Below are 19,330 nucleotides of genomic sequence, written 5' to 3'. Positions count from 1 at the left end.
CCCTCAAAATTAAAACATTCCATCATGAATCATAGGTTTTTGAGTGTTGTAGGCCTGGCGGCCGCAATGGCCTTTACAGGCGGTTGTAGTGCAAACAAGGGTGCTGTTGGTACAAAAGAGCAACCCGTGGGCGAGGCCAAAACCACACCTGAAGCCAAACAGGTGCCGGAGTGGGCGCCTAAGAAACATGCGTTCAATCCCTCCCGAACCAGGGAGCATGATTTGTTGCATACAAAACTGCGCGTAAGCTTTGACTGGGAAAAACAGCAGCTTAAAGGCCTGGCCGAGCTCACGCTTAAACCATATTTCTACCCGCAGAACAAGCTGGTACTGGATGCGAAAGGCTTCGACATTCACGGGATACACCTCATGAAAGGCAATGATGGAACGCCGCTCAAGTACACTTATGACAGCCTCAAACTGACCATCGACCTGGGCAAGTCTTATACCCGCAACGACAAGTATACGATCGAGATCGACTATACTGCCAAGCCGAACGAACTGCCGTCCGGCGGGAGCGAAGCCATCACCCAAGACAAAGGCTTATACTTTATCAATCCGCTCGGCACCGACAAAGACAAACCACGCCAGATCTGGACACAAGGCGAGACAGAGGCAAACTCTGCCTGGTTCCCGACGATCGATGCGCCAAACGAGCGCATGACGCAGGAAATCTACATCACGGTAGATAAGAAGTATACCACACTTTCGAATGGTACTTTTGTTTATTCCCGCCAGAACGCCGATGGTACCAAGACCGACTACTGGAAGATGGAAGTGCCGCACGCACCCTACTTGGCTATGATGGCCATAGGCGAATTTGCAGTAGTGAAAGACAAGTGGCGGGACTTGGAAGTAAGCTACTATGTGGAGCCGGCTTATAAAAACACGGCAAAAGACATCTTCGGTCATACGCCGGACATGATGGAGTTCTTCTCTAAAAAGCTGGGAGTAGATTACCCGTGGCCTTCTAAATACTCACAGGTTGTAGTCCGAGATTTCGTGTCGGGTGCCATGGAAAATACCACGGCCTCTACCTTCATGGAAGACCTGCAGCTGAACAAGCGCGAACTGCTGGATAAAAACTGGGACAACATCATTGCCCACGAGCTGTTCCACCACTGGTTCGGCGATTACGTGACCACTGAATCGTGGGCTAACCTGCCGCTGAACGAAGCCTTTGCCAACTACTCGGAATACCTGTGGGCAGAGCACAAGTATGGCGCTGACGAAGCCGCTTATCTGCAGATGGACGAGCTAAGCCAATACCTGGATGAAGCAGAGACAAAGCGCGAGCCGCTGATCCGCTATCACTATGGTGACAGGGAAGATATGTTCGACAGCCATTCGTATGCAAAAGGCGGCCGCGTGCTGCACATGCTGCGTAAGCTCGTAGGCGATGACGCTTTTTATACTTCCCTTAACCGTTACCTGACCCGCAATAAGCTGTCGGATGTGGAAGTAGCAGAGCTGCGCATGGCCTTTGAGGATGTGACAGGGCAGGACCTGATGTGGTTTTTTGACCAATGGTTCATGAAGGCCGGCCACCCCGAGCTGAAAGTAGCCCATACTTACCAGAATGGCCAACTGAGCCTGCAGGTAAGCCAAGTGCAGGACACCGCCTATGCGCCTGTCTATCGCCTGCCGCTGAAGGTGGCAGTGTGGGCAAACGGAAAGCGCAGCGAATTCCCGATAGAGGTTACAAAAGCAGAGCAGACGTTCACCTTCCCGGTAACTTCGCAGCCGCAGGCCGTGCTTTTCGACGCAGAGCAGCAGTTGCTTGGTACAGTAGAGCACACAAAAGCCGATGCGGAGCTGGTTTATCAATACTATAATGCAAAAAGCTTCGGGGCAAAGTATGAGGCCGTTGCCAAGCTCACCGAGAAGGTGCAGGATCCGGAAGTACTGAAACTGATGCAGGCAGCCATGAAAGAAGAGTTCTGGGCATTGCGCAGTGCAGCATTGGGTGCTGTAGGAAAGCTAAAGCAATATGAAGCAGCTGGTGTGCAGGAGCAGGTAGCACGCATGGCCCGGCAGGATAAAAAAGGTTCGGTACGGGCAGAAGCGATCATGACGCTTGCCAGCTGGGGAGGGGAGAAGTATAAGCCGCTGTTTGAGCAGGCTATGCAGGATAGTTCCTACAAAGCAGCGGCAGCTGGTATCATGGCCTATGCCGGTACGGGTGCGCCTGATGTAAAAGAGCGGCTGCAGAAATTTGAGAATGAGAACAACGAAGAGATCGTACTCGCGCTGGCAACTTTCTATGCGGTGCAAAGCGGGCAGGAGAAATACGACTGGTTCATGCAAAAAGTAAAACAAAGTAAAGGAGGTGCGTTGTACTACCTGCTGCAGAGCTATGCAGCCTACCTGGCGGGTAACAGCAACACCAATACATCAGAGGTTATAGCACTACTATCGGACATAGCTCAGAATCATAACTTGTACTATGTCAGGCTTTCAGCATACCAGGCACTGATGGTAATGTCGGAGCGCCCGGAGGTAAAAGAACTACTGAGTGAGATCAAACGGAACGAGAAAGACAAGCGTTTGCTGGAGCTCTATAACCAGCTGCCATAAGGGCAAACGAAAAAAAAGAAGATTTTTTTTCCGGAATATTTGACTCTAATAAAAAAGCGCTTAATTTTGCATCTCCTTAGAACGAACAGGGGCTGAGAAGTTCAAAAATTAAGTGCTAAGGCTGTTAAAGTAGTTAACAGAAATAAGAGTTTGGGGAGATTCCAGAGCGGCCAAATGGGACGGACTGTAACTCCGTTGTTGTAATGACTTCGCAGGTTCGAATCCTGCTCTCCCCACTTTTTAAACCATTATGGTTTAGTAATACTATTTGAAGCGGGAGTAGCTCAGTTGGTAGAGCGATAGCCTTCCAAGCTATAGGCCGCGAGTTCGAATCTCGTCTCCCGCTCAATTGCAAAATGTACAGTAGGACTTACGGGTTTTAATCTAAAGGAATTTCATGCAGATGGATTTCCTTTTTAGTATAAACTCAATTCTGTATTGTTCTGAAGGAATAAGCCGACGTAGCTCAGGGGTAGAGTACTTCCTTGGTAAGGAAGGGGTCGTGGGTTCAATTCCCATCGTTGGCTCAAAGTCCGTTACGTGTAAGAAAACGCAACAAGAATTAAACGTTTTAACCTTAATTTAATATCATACAATGGCTAAAGAAACATTTGACCGTTCCAAACCGCACGTAAACATCGGTACTATCGGTCACGTTGACCACGGCAAAACAACCCTGACTGCTGCCATTACTACAGTATTGGCTAAAAAAGGTCTGGCTGCACTACGCGACTTCTCTTCAATCGATAACGCTCCTGAAGAAAAAGAAAGAGGTATTACTATCAATACTTCACACGTAGAATATGCAACTGAAAACCGTCACTATGCACACGTTGACTGCCCAGGTCACGCTGACTACGTGAAGAACATGGTTACAGGTGCTGCTCAGATGGACGGTGCTATCCTTGTGGTGGCTGCTACTGACGGTCCAATGCCACAAACTCGTGAGCACATCCTTCTTGCCCGTCAGGTAGGTGTTCCTCAGCTAGTTGTGTTCATGAACAAAGTGGACATGGTGGATGACCCAGAGCTTCTTGAGCTTGTTGAAATGGAAATCCGTGAACTGCTTTCTTTCTACGAATTCGATGGCGATAACATTCCAGTAATCCAGGGTTCAGCTCTTGGTGGTCTGAATGGCGACGAGAAGTGGGTGAAGACAATCGAGGAGCTGATGGATGCAGTTGATAGCTGGATTCCAATCCCTGCTCGTCTGGTTGACCTTCCATTCCTGATGCCAGTTGAAGACGTGTTCTCTATTACTGGTCGTGGTACAGTTGCTACTGGCCGTATCGAGCGTGGTGTAATCAACTCTGGAGAGCAGGTTGAAATCCTTGGTATGGGTGCTGAGAACCTTAAGTCAGTAGTTACTGGTGTTGAGATGTTCCGTAAAATCCTTGACAGAGGTGAAGCCGGTGACAACGTAGGTCTACTTCTTCGTGGTATTGAGAAAACTGATATCCGTCGTGGTATGGTTATCTGTAAGCCAGGTTCTGTTAAGCCTCACACTGAGTTCAAAGCAGAGGTTTACGTTCTTTCTAAAGAAGAAGGTGGTCGTCACACTCCATTCTTTAACAAATACCGTCCACAGTTCTACTTCAGAACTACAGACGTTACAGGTGAGATCGTACTTCCAGAAGGTGTAGAAATGGTTATGCCAGGTGATAACATCACAATCACTGTGAAGCTGATCAACAAAGTAGCAATGGAGAAAGGTCTACGTTTCGCTATCCGTGAGGGTGGTAGAACAGTAGGTGCTGGTCAGGTAACTGAAATCATAGACTAATTATACTACAAACCCGTTTCTAAGAAGTTTTTTAGAGACGGGTTTGTTTTTAAAAAAGAAATAAATAAATTTGCACTCCATTTCATAAATGAAGTGCATTTTTTTACGGGTGTAGCTCAATTGGTAGAGTAGTGGTCTCCAAAACCATTGGCTGGGAGTTCGAGTCTCTCCACCCGTGCAAGTAAAACAATCAGATAAGTGAAGCAATGAGCAAGGTTAAAGGCTATATAGACGAGACAGTAGAGGAAATGAGGAATAAAGTCTCATGGCCAAGTTATTCTGAATTGCAGAATAGTTCTGTGTTGGTACTAATTGGCTCTTTGATTTTTGCACTGGTAGTAGGAGCAATGGATTTTGCATTTGACTCTACTTTGTCTTGGTTCTACAACCAATTTTAAATAAGAAGCAATGGCTGATTTAAAGTGGTATGTAGTTCGCGCTGTTAGCGGCCAGGAGAAGAAAGCTAAGTCTTATCTGGAGAATGAAATAGTAAGACAACACCTGGAAGAATATATTCCTCAGGTTCTTATACCAGCAGAAAAGGTATACGAAATGAGAGGAGGTAAGAAGAAGATCCGCGAAAGAAACTTTTTTCCAGGGTATGTATTGGTTCATGCTGATCTTTCTCACGGAGAAGCAGAGCACGTGATCATCAGTACGCCAGGTGTAATTGGCTTCCTTGGTTCTAACGAGGGTGGGATAAACAAGAAGCCTGTGCCTCTGCGCCAGTCTGAAGTAAACAGGATACTGGGTACTGTAGACGAAGCAGAAGAGCAGGCAGAAGTTTTGGAAACACCATTCCTGGTTGGAGAAACAGTAAAAGTAATGGATGGTCCGTTCAGTGGGTTCTCCGGCACTGTTGAGGAGGTGTTTGAAGAGCGTAAGAAGCTTAACGTTATGGTGAAGATATTCGGAAGAAATACACCGGTTGAGCTGAATTACATGCAAGTAGAAAAAGAATCGTAGTAAATAAATAATGGCAAAAGAAATAAAAGGTTACCTGAAACTTCAGGTAAAGGGAGGTGCTGCGAATCCGTCGCCACCGATTGGACCTGCACTTGGTTCTAAAGGTCTTAACATTATGGAGTTCTGTAAGCAGTTTAACGCTAGAACCCAGGATAAGCCAGGACAAGTGTTACCAGTATTGATTACAATCTATGCAGACAAGTCTTTTGACTTTGTAATTAAAACTCCTCCTGCTCCGGTATTGTTAATGGATGCTGCTAAAATCAAGGGCGGTTCAAAAGAGCCAAACCGTAACAAAGTCGGTTCGGTAACATGGGATCAGGTAAGAGCAATTGCCGAAACAAAGATGCCAGACCTTAATGCGTTTAAACTGGAGTCAGCTATGAGAATGGTTGCCGGAACTGCAAGAAGTATGGGTATCACTGTGACAGGTAACGCTCCGTGGAACGAATAATTAGAGTTAAAGGATAATGGCGAAGATTTCAAAAAATAGGAAAGCGGCTTTAGCCAAAGCCGACCTGACAAAAGAATATTCTTTAACAGATGCGGCATCTGTAGTAAAAGACATCACTTTTACAAAATTTGATGCCTCTGTTGATATTGACGTACGTTTAGGCGTTGACCCTCGCAAAGCAGACCAGATGGTACGCGGTATTGTTACCCTGCCACACGGTACAGGTAAAGAAATCAAGGTGCTTGCACTTGTTACTCCAGATAAAGAGCAGGAAGCTAAAGACGCTGGTGCAGACTATGTAGGTCTTGATGACTATATCCAGAAAATTGAAAAAGGCTGGACAGACGTAGATGTGATCATTACTATGCCTGCAGTTATGGCAAAAGTAGGTCGTCTGGGTAGAATCTTAGGTCCTCGTAACCTGATGCCAAACCCTAAGTCTGGTACAGTTACACAGGACGTAGCAAAAGCTGTTAAGGAAGTTAAAGCTGGTAAGATCGACTTTAAAGTTGACAAAACCGGTATCATCCACACAAGCGTAGGTAAAGTTTCTTTCTCAGCTGAGCAGCTTGCTGCTAACGCTGCAGAAGTAATTGCTACACTAAACCGTCTGAAGCCATCTTCAGCTAAGGGTACTTACATTAAAAGTATAACATTGTCTAGCACAATGAGCCCGGCCGTAATCGTTGACAAGAACGCAACTATCTAAGAAAATGACCAGGGAAGAAAAAGAGATAATTGTAAAAGACCTGAGCGAGAAGTTAGCAACTACAAACTACTTCTATATCACAGATGCTTCTACTATGTCAGTAGCCAGCATCAACCAGTTCAGGAGATTAGCTTTCGAAAGAGGTCTTGAGTATAAAGTATACAAAAACTCTTTGATCAAGAAAGCATTAGATACTTTAGAAGCTGATACAACAGCTTTGGAAGGTATACTGAAAGGTTCTTCTGGTATCGTGTTCTCTGCAGAAGCAGGTAACGCACCAGCCAAACTGTTGAAAGATTTTAGAAAGAAAGGCAACACGCTTCCACTTTTAAAGGGTGCCTACATTGATGCAGGTATTTATGTTGGTGATGACCAACTGGATACGCTGACAAACATCAAGTCTAAATTTGAACTCATTGGCGATATCATTGGTTTACTTCAGTCTCCTGCGAAGAATGTTGTTTCTGCGCTTCAGAGCAGTGGAGGCAAGCTGGCAGGTATCCTGAAAACTTTGTCTGAAAAAGAATAATTTAAAAAACGTAATCAATAAGTAACTTTTAATTTCAATAAAAATGGCAGATTTAAAAGCATTCGCTGAGCAGTTAGTAAACTTAACTGTGAAAGAAGTTAACGAACTAGCTACAATCCTTAAGGACGAGTACGGTATCGAGCCAGCTGCTGCTGCTCCAGTAATGGTTGCTGGTGGTGGTGCTGCTGAAGGAGGCGCTGCAGTAGAAGAAAAAACTTCGTTTGACGTAATCCTTAAGTCAGCAGGTGCATCTAAACTAGCAGTTGTGAAACTAGTTAAAGAACTTACTGGTCTAGGCCTGAAAGAAGCTAAAGAACTAGTTGACGGCGCTCCTAAGCCTTTGAAAGAAGGTGTAGCTAAGGACGAAGCCGATTCACTGAAGAAATCTTTGGAAGAAGCTGGTGCTGAAGTGGAGGTTAAATAATCTCACTTTATCAACATACTGAGAACAGGTAGACCTGGCGAATAAGTCAGGTCTTTTCCTGTTTGTACACGGATTCAAAGTTTGGATCCTTTTTTTGCCTGTAGCTGTTTTGTTGCTACATGCTTGAATCATTTTGTAAACGTTAAAATTCCAAGGCTTTGGCTAAGAATAAAACGACAGAGCGAATCAATTTTGCCTCTATAAACCCGGTAATCGACTATCCTGACTTCCTGGATGTTCAGCTTCAGTCGTTCCAGGATTTCTTCCAGTTGGAAACTCCGGCTGAGAATAGAGCTCAGGAAGGTTTGTTCAAGGTGTTTGCCGAGAACTTCCCGATCTCAGATTCAAGGGAGAACTTCGTGCTCGAGTTCATCGACTATCATATAGACCCACCTAAATATTCTGTAGACGAATGTATAGATAGAGGTCTGACCTATTCTGTTCCGCTTAAAGCCAAGTTACGACTCATCTGTAATGATGAAGATAACGAAGACTTTGAAACGATTGAGCAAGAGGTTTTCCTGGGTAATATTCCATACATGACTGAAAAAGGCTCCTTTGTTATCAATGGGGCTGAACGTGTTATTGTATCTCAATTACATAGATCACCAGGTGTGTTCTTTGCACAAAGCAAGCATACCAACGGTACTAAACTATATTCTGCCAGAATTATTCCTTTCAAGGGATCGTGGGTTGAGTTTGCAACAGACGTAAACAATGTGATGTATGCATACATCGACCGTAAGAAAAAGTTTCCGGTAACTACGTTGTTGCGTGCAATTGGATATGGTTCTGATAAGGATATCCTTGACCTGTTTGGCTTATCTGAAGAGATTCCTGCAACAAAGGCAAATCTTAAGAATACGGTAGGCAGAAGACTGGCTGCACGTGTTTTAAGAACCTGGACAGAAGATTTTGTTGATGAAGATACTGGTGAAGTAGTTTCGATCGACAGAAACGAAGTTCTTTTAGAGCGTGATTCTGAAATTACAGCGGAAGATATTGACTTGATCCTGGATTCAGGTGTGAAGTCAGTTATCATGCACCGCGAAAATGTAAACATTGCTGATTACGCAATCATATATAATACACTTCAGAAGGATAACTCTAACTCTGAGCAGGAAGCGGTAGAACAGATCTATCGTCAACTGCGCAACACAGAGGCACCAGACGTTGAAACAGCCCGCGATATCATTCAGAAGCTGTTCTTCTCTGACAAGCGTTATGACCTGGGTGAAGTAGGGCGTTACAGAATCAACAAGAAGCTGGGGCTTGATACAAACTGGGATGCGAAAGTATTGACCAATGAGGACATTGTTCTGATTGTGAAGTACCTGATCGGTTTGATCAACTCTAAGGCTGTTGTGGATGATATTGACCACTTGAGCAACCGCCGTGTAAGAACGGTTGGTGAGCAGCTTTACGCTCAGTTTGGTGTTGGTCTGGCACGTATGGCCCGTACTATTAAGGAACGCATGAACGTGCGTGATAACGAAGACTTCAAGCCGGTTGACCTGATCAACGCGCGTACATTGTCTTCTGTGATCAACTCGTTCTTCGGTACCAACCAGCTTTCTCAGTTCATGGACCAGACGAACCCGCTGGCAGAAGTGACGCACAAGCGTCGTGTTTCTGCACTGGGACCAGGTGGTCTGTCAAGAGAGCGTGCAGGTTTCGAAGTACGTGACGTTCACTATACACATTACGGCCGTCTGTGTACTATTGAAACACCAGAAGGTCCGAACATCGGTCTGATCTCTTCTCTTTGCGTGCATGCTCGTGTAAACCACATGGGCTTCATCGAAACTCCTTATAGAAAGGTGAATGAAGGGAAAGTAGATACCGACGGAAGTGTAGTATACCTGACAGCTGAAGAAGAAGATACCCACCACATTGCACAGGCTAACGCCGTGATCGATGAGAACGGTAACTTCATTAACGATAGAGTAAAAGGACGATTTGAGGGTGACTTCCCAGTAGAAGAGCCATCAACTTATTCTTACATGGATGTGGCGCCGAACCAGATCGTATCGGTTGCAGCTTCGCTGATTCCATTCCTGGAGCATGACGATGCTAACCGTGCCCTGATGGGTTCAAACATGCAGCGCCAGGCGGTTCCTCTGTTAAAGCCTGAAGCACCTATTGTAGGTACAGGTCTGGAAAGAAGAGCTGCGATCGACTCCCGTGCATTGGTTGTAGCCGAAGGCGATGGTGAGATCGATTTTGTAGACGCTAAGAAGATCATCGTAAAGTATGATCTGACTGAAGAAGAAAAGCTGGTTTCTTTCGATGCTGAGTATGTAACCTATAACATGGTGAAATTCAGAAGAACCAACCAGGATACCTGCATTAACCTGACGCCAATCGTTAAGAAAGGACAGCGTGTAACCAAAGGGGAACCACTGTGCGAAGGTTATGCAACGAACAATGGTGAACTGGCGATCGGAAGAAACATGCAGGTGGCTTTCATGCCATGGCAAGGGTATAACTTCGAGGACGCGATTGTAATTTCTGAGCGAGTAGTACGCGATGACGTGTTTACCTCAATTCACATCGAGGAATTTGAGCTGGAAGTTCGTGAAACGAAGCGTGGTGAAGAAGAACTTACTTCTGAAATCCCGAACGTAAGCGAAGAGGCGGTGAAGAACCTGGATGAGAACGGTATCATCCGAATCGGTGCTGAAGTGAAGGAAGGCGATATTCTGATTGGTAAGATCACGCCGAAAGGTGAGACCGATCCAACACCGGAGGAGAAGCTGCTTCGTGCCATCTTCGGTGATAAAGCCGGTGATGTGAAGGATGCTTCGCTTAAGGCGCCGCCATCACTCAACGGTGTGGTAATCGAGACTAAGCTGTTTTCTCGTCCTAAGAAAGACAAGAACCTTCGTGCTAAATCTAAGAAAGAGGTTGAAGAACTGAAGGTGAAATACTCGAAGGATCTGAACGTGATCAAAAACATAATGGTTGATAAACTGGTTGCTTTGCTGGATGGCAAGACTACACAGGGTGTCAAGCATAAGTTTGGTGACGAGATCCTGACGAAAGGCTCTAAATTCAGCAGAAAGAACATCATTGAAGCACTTTTCCCAGAAAAGAACCCATACAAGGACGAAAGTAACTATGCGGTTCCGGAAGAAGTGAACATGTTCAAAGATCTGATTCTGGAAAACTGGACGAGCGACGAGAGAACCAACAGCATGCTGGTAGAGCTTGTGAAGAACTATAACAAGCGTCGTAATATCGTTTCAGCACACTTCAAGCGTGAGCGTTTCACATTAGAAGTAGGAGACGAGTTGCCAGCAGGTATTGTGCAGCTTGCCAAAGTATACATCGCCAAGAAGCGCAAGCTGAAAGTGGGTGATAAGATGGCAGGTCGTCACGGTAACAAAGGTGTGGTAGCACGTATCGTGCGCGAGGAAGATATGCCATTCCTGGAGACAGGTGAACCAATGGATATCGTTCTGAACCCACTGGGTGTACCTTCAAGGATGAACATCGGTCAGATCTACGAGACTGTACTTGGATGGGCTGGTAAGAAGTTGGGTAGAACCTATGCTACTCCAATTTTCGACGGTGCTACCGAGGATCAGGTTTCTGCTGAGCTGACTGAAGCGGGTCTTCCAAGATTCGGACGTTCGTACCTGTACGATGGTCTTTCAGGCGAGCGCTTCGACCAACCGGTAACAGTAGGTGTTATCTACATGCTGAAACTGGGTCACTTGGTTGACGATAAGATGCACGCCCGTTCAATTGGACCATACTCTCTGATAACACAGCAGCCGCTTGGTGGTAAAGCACAATTCGGTGGTCAGCGTTTCGGTGAAATGGAGGTTTGGGCGCTTGAAGCCTTCGGTGCTTCGAACGTACTGCAGGAAATACTTACAGTTAAATCAGATGACGTGATCGGCCGTGCGAAAGCTTATGAAGCGATCGTGAAAGGCGACGTGTTGCCGAAGCCAAATATCCCGGAATCATTCAACGTATTGATTCACGAGTTAAGAGGCCTGGCTCTGGAGATCACATTAGAATAGTAAAGTATAAGCTAAGCGCTGCGGAAATATCCGAAGCGCTTAGCGCACTTTATAGAGAGTGGCTGTAAGGCATATTCATTGTATCGACATTATTATAATAATATGGCATTTGCAAAAAACAAAAAGCTAACTCAGGACTTCTCCAAAGTAACGATAAGCTTGGCTTCTCCAGAGTCGATTCTGGAGCGTTCCAACGGGGAGGTGACAAAGCCTGAGACAATCAACTATAGAACCTATAAGCCTGAAATGGGAGGTTTATTCTGCGAAAGAATATTCGGACCAGTGAAGGACTGGGAATGCCACTGCGGAAAGTATAAAAGAATCAGATACAAAGGTATCATCTGCGACCGTTGCGGTGTAGAGGTTACTGAGAAGAAAGTGCGTCGCGAGCGCATGGGCCACATCGAACTGGTAGTTCCTGTAGCACATATCTGGTACTTCAAGTCTCTTCCGAATAAAATAGGATATCTGTTAGGCTTGCCCACAAAGAAGCTTGACCAGATCATCTACTACGAAAGATATGTAGTTATTCAGCCAGGCATCTTGGCAGAAGACGGTGTAAACACACTGGACTTCCTGACAGAAGATGAGTACCTGGATATGATTGACAAGCTCCCTCGTGAGAACCAGATGTTGGATAATAACGATCCAAACAAGTTCATCGCGAAAATGGGTGCTGAAGCATTGCAAATGCTGCTGGAGCGTACGAACCTGGATGACCTGTCATACGAGCTTCGTCATGCTGCCGCTCACGAGACTTCGCAGCAGCGTAAAGCTGAGGCGTTAAAGCGTCTTCGTGTAGTAGAAGCATTCCGTGATGCTGCAACAAGAATTGAGAACAGACCAGAGTGGATGATCATCCGCATGGTGCCTGTTATTCCGCCAGAGCTTCGTCCGCTTGTTCCGTTGGATGGTGGACGTTTCGCCACTTCTGACTTGAACGACCTGTACAGACGTGTTATTATCCGTAACAACCGTCTGAAGCGTCTGATCGAGATCAAAGCGCCTGAAGTAATCCTTCGTAACGAGAAGCGTATGCTACAGGAAGCGGTAGACTCTCTGTTCGACAACTCACGTAAAGTGAACGCTGTTCGTGCAGAAGGTAACCGTGCGCTGAAGTCACTTTCTGACATGCTGAAAGGTAAGCAGGGCCGTTTCCGTCAGAACTTACTTGGTAAGCGTGTTGACTACTCTGGCCGTTCGGTAATTGTGGTTGGCCCTGAACTGAAGCTGCACGAGTGCGGTTTGCCTAAGAACATGGCAGCTGAGCTCTTCAAGCCGTTCATCATCCGCAAGCTGATCGAAAGAGGTATCGTTAAGACTGTTAAGTCTGCTAAGAAAATAGTAGATCGTAAGGACCCTGTAGTTTGGGATATCCTGGAGAATGTGCTGAAAGGCCACCCGGTACTCCTTAACCGTGCCCCTACGCTCCACAGATTAGGTATTCAGGCATTCCAGCCAAAACTAATCGAAGGTAAGGCAATCCAGTTACACCCACTGGTGTGTACTGCGTTCAACGCCGACTTTGACGGTGACCAGATGGCGGTGCACGTTCCACTAGGACCTGCTGCTGTACTGGAAGCCTCTATGCTGATGCTTGCTTCGCACAACATCCTGAACCCAGCAAACGGTGCGCCTATTGCGGTACCTTCTCAGGACATGGTGCTAGGTTTATACTATGTATCTAAAGGAAAGCGTAGTACAGAAACTGAAAAGATCGCCGGTGAAGGCATGAGCTTCTACTCTGCGGAGGAAGTGATCATTGCCATCAACGAGGGCCGTCTTTCTAAGCAAGCTTACATCAAGGTAAGAACCAAGGTGAAGAACGAGAAAGGTGAACTGGAGCTGAAACTCATCGAAACAGTTGCCGGTCGTGTTCTCTTCAACCAGTTCGTACCGGAAGAAGTAGGCTTTGTTGACGAACTGTTAACGAAGAAGAAGCTGCAGCAGATCATCTCCAGAGTGTTCAAAGAGACAGGTATGGCTCGCACAGCACACTTCCTGGATGATATCAAAACACTAGGATTCCAGTCAGCCTACAAGGGTGGTCTGTCAATGGGTCTTGGTGATATTCAGATTCCGAAAGAAAAAGATATACTTGTTGAGCAGGCCAAGAAAGATGTAGATGCTGTATGGCAAAACTACTCAATGGGTCTGATCACAGATAACGAGCGTTACAACCAGGTAATCGATATCTGGACTCGTATCAACAACCAGATCACTGAAACGTTGATGCGCCGTCTGGAGAATGACGACCAAGGCTTCAACTCGATCTTCATGATGATGCACTCCGGTGCCCGTGGTTCGAGAGAGCAGATCCGTCAGTTGGGTGGTATGCGAGGTCTGATGGCTAAGCCTCAGAAATCATTGCAAGGCTCCGTAGGTGAAATTATCGAGAACCCGATCCTTTCTAACTTTAAGGAGGGTCTGGATGTAATCGAGTACTTCATCTCTACACACGGTGCTCGTAAAGGTCTTGCCGATACGGCCCTTAAAACTGCCGATGCGGGTTACCTGACTCGTCGTCTGGTAGACGTGTCTCAGGACGTGATCGTGAACGAAGAAGACTGCGGTACACTACGAGGTCTGGAAGTAAGTGCACTGAAAGACAACGAAGATATTGTAGAGTCTCTGTCAGAGCGTATCCTGGGCCGTGTAACAGTACACGATGTGTATGATCCGATTACAAACGACCTAATCGTAGAGTCTGGTTCTGAAGTAACGGAAGAAGTTGCTCGTGCTATCGAGAACACTGCGATCGAGACAGTAGAGATCCGTTCAGTACTTACCTGTGAGTCGAAGCGTGGTATTTGCGCTAAGTGCTACGGCCGTAACCTGGCAACAGGCTTTATGGTGCAGAAAGGTGAGGCTGTTGGTGTAATCGCTGCACAGTCAATCGGTGAGCCTGGTACACAGCTGACACTTCGTACTTTCCACGTAGGTGGTACTGCTTCCAACATTGCAGTAGAAGCTACAATTAAGGCGAAGTTCGGAGGTAGAATCGAGTTCGAAGATGTTCGTACCATCGATACAATCAATAACGAAGGAGAGCCTGTTAAAGTAGTAATGGGACGTTCAGGTGAGGTGAAAGTAGTAGATGCCGAATCTGGCAAGCTGCTTATCAGCAACCACGTACCTTACGGTTCATTCATCACCGTGAATGAAGGACAACTAGTAGAGAAAGGTGACCAGCTATGTAACTGGGATCCATACAACGCTGTTATTCTTTCCGAGTTTGATGGTGAGATCAGCTACGAATCTATCATCGAAGGTATCACATACCGCGAAGAGTCGGATGAGCAGACTGGTTACCGTGAAAAAGTAATTATCGATACAAAAGATAAGACGCAGAACCCTGCTATTGTGGTGAACCCAAGAAATGGTGAGCCGAAAGGTTATAACATTCCAGTGGGTGCGCACTTAACGGTTGAGAACGGAGAGAAGATCAAAGCAGGACAGATCCTTGCTAAGATTCCACGCGCGATCGGTAAGACACGCGACATTACAGGTGGTCTGCCACGAGTTACTGAGTTGTTCGAGGCGCGTAACCCGTCTAACCCGGCCGTAGTGTCTGAGATCGATGGTGTAGTAACCTATGGTAGCGTGAAGCGTGGTAACCGTGAGATCTTCATCGAGTCGAAAGATGGTGTGAAGAAGAAATACATGGTGCCGCTTTCCAAGCACATCCTGGTACAGGACAATGACTTTATCCGTGCAGGTATGCCGTTATCGGATGGTGCCATCACACCGACAGATATCCTGAATATTCAAGGCCCTGGTGCAGTACAAGAGTACCTGGTAAACGAGATACAGGAAGTATACCGTCTGCAGGGTGTGAAGATCAACGACAAGCACATTGAGGTTGTTGTTCGCCAGATGATGCAGAAAGTAGTAGTGATTGAAGCAGGTGATACAAGCTTCCTGGAGCACCAGGTAGTAGATAAGATAACCTTCATGGAAGAGAACGACAGAATCATCGACATGAAAGTTGTTGAGGATGCAGGAGACTCTGTGAATGTGAAGCCAGGTCAGATCATTACTGCCAGAAGATTGCGTGATGAGAATTCAAGCCTGAAGCGTCGTGACTTGAAACTGGTGACTGTGCGCGATGCATCACCAGCAGTATCTCGTCCGACATTGCAAGGTATCACTCAGGCATCACTGGGTACACAAAGCTTTATCTCTGCCGCTTCATTCCAGGAAACTACAAAAGTACTGAGCGAAGCAGCAATCAAAGGTAAAGCCGATGAGTTACTGGGCTTGAAAGAGAACGTGATCGTAGGTCACCTGATTCCGGCGGGTACAGGTCTGAGAGAATATCAGAAACTGATCGTTGGTAGCCAGGAAGAGTATGATACACTGGTAGAGTCTAAAAAGACAACTACCCGTTCGAAACAGCAAGAGTATCAGGATAAATAAATAGAAGATGGCCGAGGATCTGCAAAATCAGAATCAGATTAACATAGAGCTAACTGAAGAGATAGCGGAAGGGGAGTACGCCAATCTGGCAATGATTGCCCATTCGAGCAGTGAGTTCGTAATCGATTTTATACGATTGATGCCAGGTCTGCCAAAAGCTAAAGTAAAATCAAGAGTAGTTATCACGCCAGAGCATGCCAAACGATTGTTGGCTGCTCTGGCAGATAACATTCAGAAATTTGAAGAAAGTTTTGGCCAGATAAAGCAATCAAAAGATGCTCCATCCTTCCCCATGAATTTTGGTGGAACGGTTGGCGAAGCATAAGGTGCTAATAATTAGTGAATTAAAATTTTGAATTTGCAAAGCGTTTTTTATACCTTTGCAGACCAAAATTTAGAATGGAAAAATCTATAATTAACAGATTGTAAATGCCTACTATACAGCAATTAGTAAGAAAAGGAAGAGAGAAGTTAACGTACAATTCAAAATCTCCTGCCTTAGATTCATGCCCACAGCGCCGTGGAGTATGTACAAGAGTATATACTACTACGCCAAAGAAGCCAAACTCTGCTATGCGTAAAGTTGCAAGGGTGAGGTTAACAAATGGTAAAGAAGTTAACGCCTACATCCCAGGTGAAGGCCACAACCTTCAGGAGCACTCGATTGTGCTTATCAGAGGTGGTAGAGTAAAAGACCTTCCAGGTGTACGTTACCACATCGTACGTGGCGCTTTGGATACTGCCGGTGTAAGTGGTAGACTACAAAGCCGTTCTAAGTACGGTGCAAAGAGACCAAAGCCAGGTCAACCAGCAGCAGCTGCAGGTAAAGGTGGTAAGAAAAAGTAATTCATAGAGTAATAATACAATGAGAAAAGCAAAGCCGAAGAGTAGAATTCTCCTTCCTGATCCTAAATACAAAGAGACATTAGTAACACGTTTCGTGAACTACCTGATGGTAGACGGAAAGAAAAGTGTTGCTTATGGTATCTTCTACGATGCTGTAGAATTAGTAGAGCAAAGAACAAAAGAAAACGGTCTTGAAACTTGGAAGAAGGCATTGAACAACATCATGCCTAGCGTAGAAGTTAAAAGCCGCAGGGTAGGGGGTGCTACGTTCCAAGTGCCGACTGAGGTTCGTCCGGACCGCAGAGTATCTCTAGGAATCAAATGGATGATTTCCTACTCGCGCAAGAGAGGCGAGAAAACAATGAAAGATAAGTTAGCAGGTGAAATAATTGCAGCTGCTAAAGGTGAAGGTGCTGCCGTGAAGAAGAAAGACGATACGCACAGAATGGCAGAGGCAAACAAAGCATTCTCACACTTTAGATTCTAATATGGCACGCGATTTAAAATACACCAGAAACATCGGTATTGCCGCTCACATCGATGCTGGTAAAACAACAACAACAGAGCGAATTCTATACTATACAGGTAAATCTCACAAGTTAGGTGAAGTACACGAAGGTGCTGCAACAACTGACTGGATGGAGCAGGAGCAGGAGCGTGGTATCACCATTACTTCAGCTGCTGTAACAGTAGACTGGAAGTATAGAAACCAGAACTACCATATCAACATCATCGATACACCAGGTCACGTTGACTTTACAGTAGAAGTAAACCGTTCACTGCGTGTACTGGATGGATTAGTATTCTTGTTCAGTGCAGTAGATGGTGTAGAGCCACAGTCAGAAACAAACTGGCGTTTGGCTGATAACTACAAAGTTGCACGTATCGGTTTCGTAAACAAAATGGACCGTTCAGGCGCAGACTTCCTTGCTGTTTGCAAGCAGGTGAAGGAAATGCTGGGTAGCAACGCGGTAGCACTTCAGTTACCAATCGGTGCTGAAGATAACTTCAAAGGTGTAGTTGACCTTGTAAACTTCCGTGGCATTGAGTGGAACGAGCACGATAAAGGTATGACCTTTACCGAAGTGCCAATTCCGGATGATATGCTGGAAGAAGCAGAAGAGTACAGAGAGAAACTTCTTGAAGCTGTTGCAGAGTATGACGAGTCGTTGATGGAGAAATACTTCGATGATCCGAACTCTATTACAGAAGATGAGATTCTGGCTGCGCTGCGTGCTGCAACTATTGACATGGCAATCGTACCAATGCTTTGCGGTTCTTCTTTCAAGAATAAGGGTGTACAAACAATGCTGGACTATGTGATGGCCTTGATCCCTTCTCCAGTAGATAAAGAAAGCATCAAAGGTACAGATCCGGATACAGGTAATGAGATTGCCCGTAAGCCAAGCGTCGAGGAGCCATTCGCAGGATTGGCCTTCAAAATTGCAACTGACCCTTATGTAGGTCGTCTGTGCTTTGTACGCGCATACTCAGGTGTGCTTGAATCAGGCTCTTATGTATTCAACACCCGTTCGAATAACAAGGAGCGTATCTCCCGTATTTTCCAGATGCACGCTAACAAGCAAAACCAGATCGAAAGACTGGAGGCTGGTGACATCGGAGCGGTAGTAGGTTTCAAAGACATCAAGACTGGTGATACGCTGTGCGATCAGAGTGCCAAGATTGTACTTGAGTCAATGGAGTTCCCAGAGCCGGTAATTGGTTATGCAATTGAGCCTAAAACACAGGCTGACTCTGATAAAATGGGTATGGCAATTGCTAAACTTATTGAGGAGGATCCAACGCTTCAGGTAAACACTGACGAAGAAACTGGTCAGACGATCTTGAGAGGTATGGGTGAGCTTCACCTGGAGATCATCATCGATCGTATGAAGCGTGAGTTCAAAGTTGAGCTGAACCAAGGTGCTCCACAGGTTGCTTACAAAGAAACAATTACGAAATCTGTTGAACACAGAGAAGTATTCAAGAAGCAGTCTGGTGGTCGTGGTAAATTTGCGGATATCGTATTCGAAATGGGACCACGTGAAGATGGCAAACCAGGTCTGGAGTTTGTAAATGCAATCGTTGGTGGTGTGATTCCAAAAGAATTCATCCCTGCCGTTCAGAAAGGTTTCGAAGAAGCAATGAAGAACGGTATCCTTGCAGGCTTCCCAGTAGATTCAATGAAAGTACGTCTGTTCCACGGTTCTTACCATGATGTAGACTCTGACTCATTGTCTTTTGAATTAGCTGCCCGTCAAGGTTTCAAAGAAGCAGGTAAGCAATGTGGTCCGAAACTTCTTGAGCCAATCATGGCTGTAGATGTTGTTACGCCGGATGAATACACTGGTCCTGTAACAGGTGACTTGAACAGAAGAAGAGGTATCATGAAAGGTATGGATACGAAAGGTACATCAACAGTTGTTAAAGCAGATGTTCCGCTTTCAGAACTATTTGGTTATGTAACCGATCTTCGTACGATCACCTCTGGTAGAGCTACTGCCTCCCTGACTTTCTCGCACTACGAGCAAGTACCACAGAACATGGCAGATGGCATTATTGCAAAATTGAAAGGAACTGCAGCTAAATAGT

At 45.7% G+C, this 19,330-nt stretch carries 14 protein-coding genes and 4 tRNA genes; all 18 read left to right on the top strand.

Annotated features, from left to right (window positions below; translation table 11 throughout):
- The first annotated feature begins 24 nt into the window (after positions 1-24).
- The 18 genes from MJ611_RS02935 (at position 25) to fusA (ending at position 19,329) form a co-directional block, all read left to right on the top strand.
- Positions 25-2,577: a M1 family aminopeptidase gene (locus MJ611_RS02935; protein WP_250427909.1), complete on the top strand. Its 2,553-nt coding sequence runs from the start codon at positions 25-27 to the stop codon at positions 2,575-2,577.
- Between the two features lie 152 nt (positions 2,578-2,729).
- Positions 2,730-2,813: transfer RNA gene (locus MJ611_RS02930), tRNA-Tyr, on the top strand.
- Positions 2,814-2,850: 37 nt separating this feature from the next.
- Positions 2,851-2,923 (top strand) — tRNA-Gly (locus tag MJ611_RS02925).
- 109 nt (positions 2,924-3,032) lie between these two features.
- A tRNA-Thr gene (locus tag MJ611_RS02920) sits at positions 3,033-3,104 on the top strand.
- Between the two features lie 68 nt (positions 3,105-3,172).
- Entirely contained in the window at positions 3,173-4,360 is a 1,188-nt protein-coding gene (gene tuf / locus MJ611_RS02915) for an elongation factor Tu (protein WP_250427908.1), read from the top strand.
- 105 nt (positions 4,361-4,465) lie between these two features.
- Positions 4,466-4,538 (top strand) — tRNA-Trp (locus MJ611_RS02910).
- A gap of 28 nt (positions 4,539-4,566) precedes the next feature.
- Complete coding sequence (gene secE, locus MJ611_RS02905; RefSeq protein WP_250427907.1) at positions 4,567-4,758, top strand: preprotein translocase subunit SecE; 192 nt, start codon at positions 4,567-4,569, stop codon at positions 4,756-4,758.
- Between the two features lie 10 nt (positions 4,759-4,768).
- Positions 4,769-5,326, top strand: coding sequence for a transcription termination/antitermination protein NusG (gene nusG, locus MJ611_RS02900; protein ID WP_250427906.1), 558 nt, complete (start codon positions 4,769-4,771; stop codon positions 5,324-5,326).
- A 10-nt stretch (positions 5,327-5,336) separates the two neighbouring features.
- Entirely contained in the window at positions 5,337-5,780 is a 444-nt protein-coding gene (gene rplK / locus MJ611_RS02895; RefSeq protein ID WP_250427905.1) for a 50S ribosomal protein L11, read from the top strand.
- A 16-nt stretch (positions 5,781-5,796) separates the two neighbouring features.
- Positions 5,797-6,489, top strand: coding sequence for a 50S ribosomal protein L1 (gene rplA / locus MJ611_RS02890; protein WP_250427904.1), 693 nt, complete (start codon positions 5,797-5,799; stop codon positions 6,487-6,489).
- A 4-nt stretch (positions 6,490-6,493) separates the two neighbouring features.
- Positions 6,494-7,018, top strand: a complete 525-nt coding sequence (rplJ, locus tag MJ611_RS02885; protein WP_250427903.1) for a 50S ribosomal protein L10 — start codon at positions 6,494-6,496, stop codon at positions 7,016-7,018.
- A 43-nt stretch (positions 7,019-7,061) separates the two neighbouring features.
- A complete protein-coding gene (gene rplL, locus MJ611_RS02880) occupies positions 7,062-7,442 on the top strand; it encodes a 50S ribosomal protein L7/L12 (protein WP_250427902.1) in 381 nt (126 codons plus the stop codon).
- A 158-nt stretch (positions 7,443-7,600) separates the two neighbouring features.
- A complete protein-coding gene (rpoB, locus tag MJ611_RS02875; RefSeq protein ID WP_250427901.1) occupies positions 7,601-11,473 on the top strand; it encodes a DNA-directed RNA polymerase subunit beta in 3,873 nt (1,290 codons plus the stop codon).
- A gap of 102 nt (positions 11,474-11,575) precedes the next feature.
- Positions 11,576-15,892 (top strand): DNA-directed RNA polymerase subunit beta', encoded by a 4,317-nt coding sequence (gene rpoC / locus MJ611_RS02870; protein ID WP_250427899.1) that lies wholly within the window; start codon positions 11,576-11,578, stop codon positions 15,890-15,892.
- A 7-nt stretch (positions 15,893-15,899) separates the two neighbouring features.
- The gene (locus MJ611_RS02865; RefSeq protein WP_250427898.1) at positions 15,900-16,217 is read left to right on the top strand and encodes a DUF3467 domain-containing protein; all 318 of its coding nucleotides are present in this window, start codon (positions 15,900-15,902) and stop codon (positions 16,215-16,217) included.
- 104 nt (positions 16,218-16,321) lie between these two features.
- Positions 16,322-16,738 carry a 30S ribosomal protein S12 gene (gene rpsL, locus MJ611_RS02860; protein WP_250427896.1) on the top strand — a complete coding sequence of 139 codons (417 nt, stop codon included), beginning with the start codon at positions 16,322-16,324 and terminating at the stop codon, positions 16,736-16,738.
- 19 nt (positions 16,739-16,757) lie between these two features.
- Positions 16,758-17,225, top strand: a complete 468-nt coding sequence (gene rpsG, locus MJ611_RS02855) for a 30S ribosomal protein S7 (protein ID WP_250427894.1) — start codon at positions 16,758-16,760, stop codon at positions 17,223-17,225.
- Position 17,226: 1 nt separating this feature from the next.
- A complete protein-coding gene (gene fusA / locus MJ611_RS02850) occupies positions 17,227-19,329 on the top strand; it encodes an elongation factor G (protein WP_250427892.1) in 2,103 nt (700 codons plus the stop codon).
- Position 19,330 lies beyond the last annotated feature (1 nt).

Origin of the sequence: Pontibacter ruber (assembly GCF_023630205.1) — a bacterium.
GTDB classification, from domain to species: Bacteria; Bacteroidota; Bacteroidia; order Cytophagales; family Hymenobacteraceae; genus Pontibacter; species Pontibacter ruber.
Note: the sequence above shows the minus strand (reverse complement) of the source record. Positions and strands in the feature narration are given on the sequence as shown.